The sequence below is a fragment of the Pedobacter sp. 01T416_2 genome (genome assembly GCF_056398925.1).
The window spans coordinates 1-2030 of sequence record NZ_JBFTQI010000951.1 but is presented as its reverse complement, the minus strand read 5'-3'; the positions used below and the strand labels follow the sequence as shown (position 1 = coordinate 2030).

The window sequence follows — 2030 nt, the reverse complement described above, 5'->3', positions numbered from 1 at the left end:
GACCGGAGATTAGTGGTATAAAAATTTCCTTCTTTGGTTAATACCTCAGCATGGCTAATGGTAATTTTGGTACCTGCCGCACCTTTGGCTTTTAACATTACCCAGCCCACTAAGTTCTGTCCAAAATCAACCACGGTTTCACCTTTTGGGGTTTTAAATATTTTTAAGGCTTTAAACGTTTCATGTTTGGTCACCTGCGGTCCGCTCATCCCAACCAGCTTTTCCGGGCCCTTGGCGAGTTCCTGCACAGGTTTCCAGTAAGTGTTTTCTTTAAAACCAATATTATTCCAGCCTTGGAGCTCTAAACGGGCATCGTAGGTTTCTCCGTCATAAATATTGGAAGCAAGTATTGGCCCATAACCTGTTCTCCAACTGTTATCGCTTATAATGGTTTCTGTGGTTCCATCAGCATATTCCAATTCCAGTTGCAGCAATAAAGCCCTGGTATCGCCATAAAATTGTTTTTGATTATTAAACCCGATACGTCCCTTGTACCAGCCATCGCCTAGTGAAACGCCAATTACATTGGCCCCTTTCTTTAGCGATTGCTTAACATCGTAAACCTGGTATTGAATATGATCTTTATAACTTGTCCACCCTGGTGCAAAATAAGTATCGCTAACCCGCCCGCCGTTAATATTGGCCTCATACAAACCCTTGGCAGTAATGTAAGCCATTGCAGATTTTACCTCTTTTTTCAGGTTAAATTCTTTTCTGAATAGTGGACTGGCCAGAGAAGTATCTTCTCCTGCTACTGCGATCCACTTTGCGCTCCAGTCTTCAGGTTTTAAACCTGTTTGAAAGAACTGAACCGGCGACCATGCAGATGTATTTCCGTGGTTATCTTTTACCCTAACCTGCCAGTAATATTTGGTTTTTGACGATAACCCAGGGCCATCATAGGCAATCAATACCGATTGATCATCTTTTACCGCAGCTTTCCACAAAACTTTATCAATATTTGCTGTTGTACCCAGTCTGATTTCGTAATTGCGCTGTTTGGTATTTTTTAAATCCGAAATGATTTTCCAGCTAAATCTGGGTTTTGGATTATCAATACTAAAAGGATTTACTAAATGCTCAACGGTGAAATCTTTTACCGAGATTTTCTGTGCTAAAACATTCGTTGTAAATAAAAGCAATAAGGCAAGGGCAGTTATTGTGCCTGAGGTACGGGAATTCCTGTTCATATTGGTTAGCGTTAATTTTTTAATCTTAACTGTACGATAATCAGAAATATTATTTAACCAACCATCCTGTACTGTTATGAAAAATTAAGCGTTAGCACAACGACAATAATTTAATAAAGCACCACTTATCAACACTAAAAACAACAAGCGAGCAGCAAAAATACGGATTATCGATTCATTAACCGGGCAACGTATTTGCCAATAATATCGAATTCTAAATTTACGGTATCGCCAACTTGAACTTCCTGTAAATTGGTATGTTCGAAGGTATAGGGGATGATAAATACCGAAAACTCGTCTGGCTCAGAATTTACAACAGTTAAGCTGATACCGTTTACACAGGCAGAACCTTTTTCTACGGTTACATTTCCGGCCGAAGCATCATATTTAAAGCGGTACTCCCAGCTACCGTCCAGTGCTTCACGTTTCACGCAAACAGCAGTCTGGTCTACATGGCCCTGCACAATATGACCATCTAAACGGGCATTCATCTGCATGCAGCGCTCAAGGTTAACTTTACTGCCTACTTTTAAACCATCGAGATTGGTTTTGTTTAGCGTTTCATCTATAGCGGTAACGGTATGTGTCCCATCATTTAAGGCTACCACTGTCAGGCACACCCCATTATGGGCTACACTTTGATCGATTTTCAGCTCATGRCTAATTGCAGAAGCTATGGTAAAGTGAATATTGGTATGGTCGTTTTTAATGGCAGTAACTTCGCCGAGTGTTTCTATAATTCCTGTGAACATTTTTTTATTTATTAAAATATCAGGTTAAAACTTAACCTATTTTTCGCTTTATGCTTTTCCGCCCAACTAAGCCATAGCACCATATCCT

General features: G+C 40.0%; 2 protein-coding genes. Both read right to left on the bottom strand.

Annotated features, from left to right (window positions below):
* Window positions 1-1190: family 78 glycoside hydrolase catalytic domain (locus tag AC1DPQ_RS26210; protein ID WP_477611358.1), on the bottom strand; the 1190-nt coding region annotated here is incomplete at its 3' end.
* A 167-nt stretch (window positions 1191-1357) separates the two neighbouring features.
* Window positions 1358-1942 (bottom strand): riboflavin synthase, encoded by a 585-nt coding sequence (locus tag AC1DPQ_RS26205; RefSeq protein WP_477611357.1) that lies wholly within the window; start codon window positions 1940-1942, stop codon window positions 1358-1360.
* Window positions 1943-2030 lie beyond the last annotated feature (88 nt).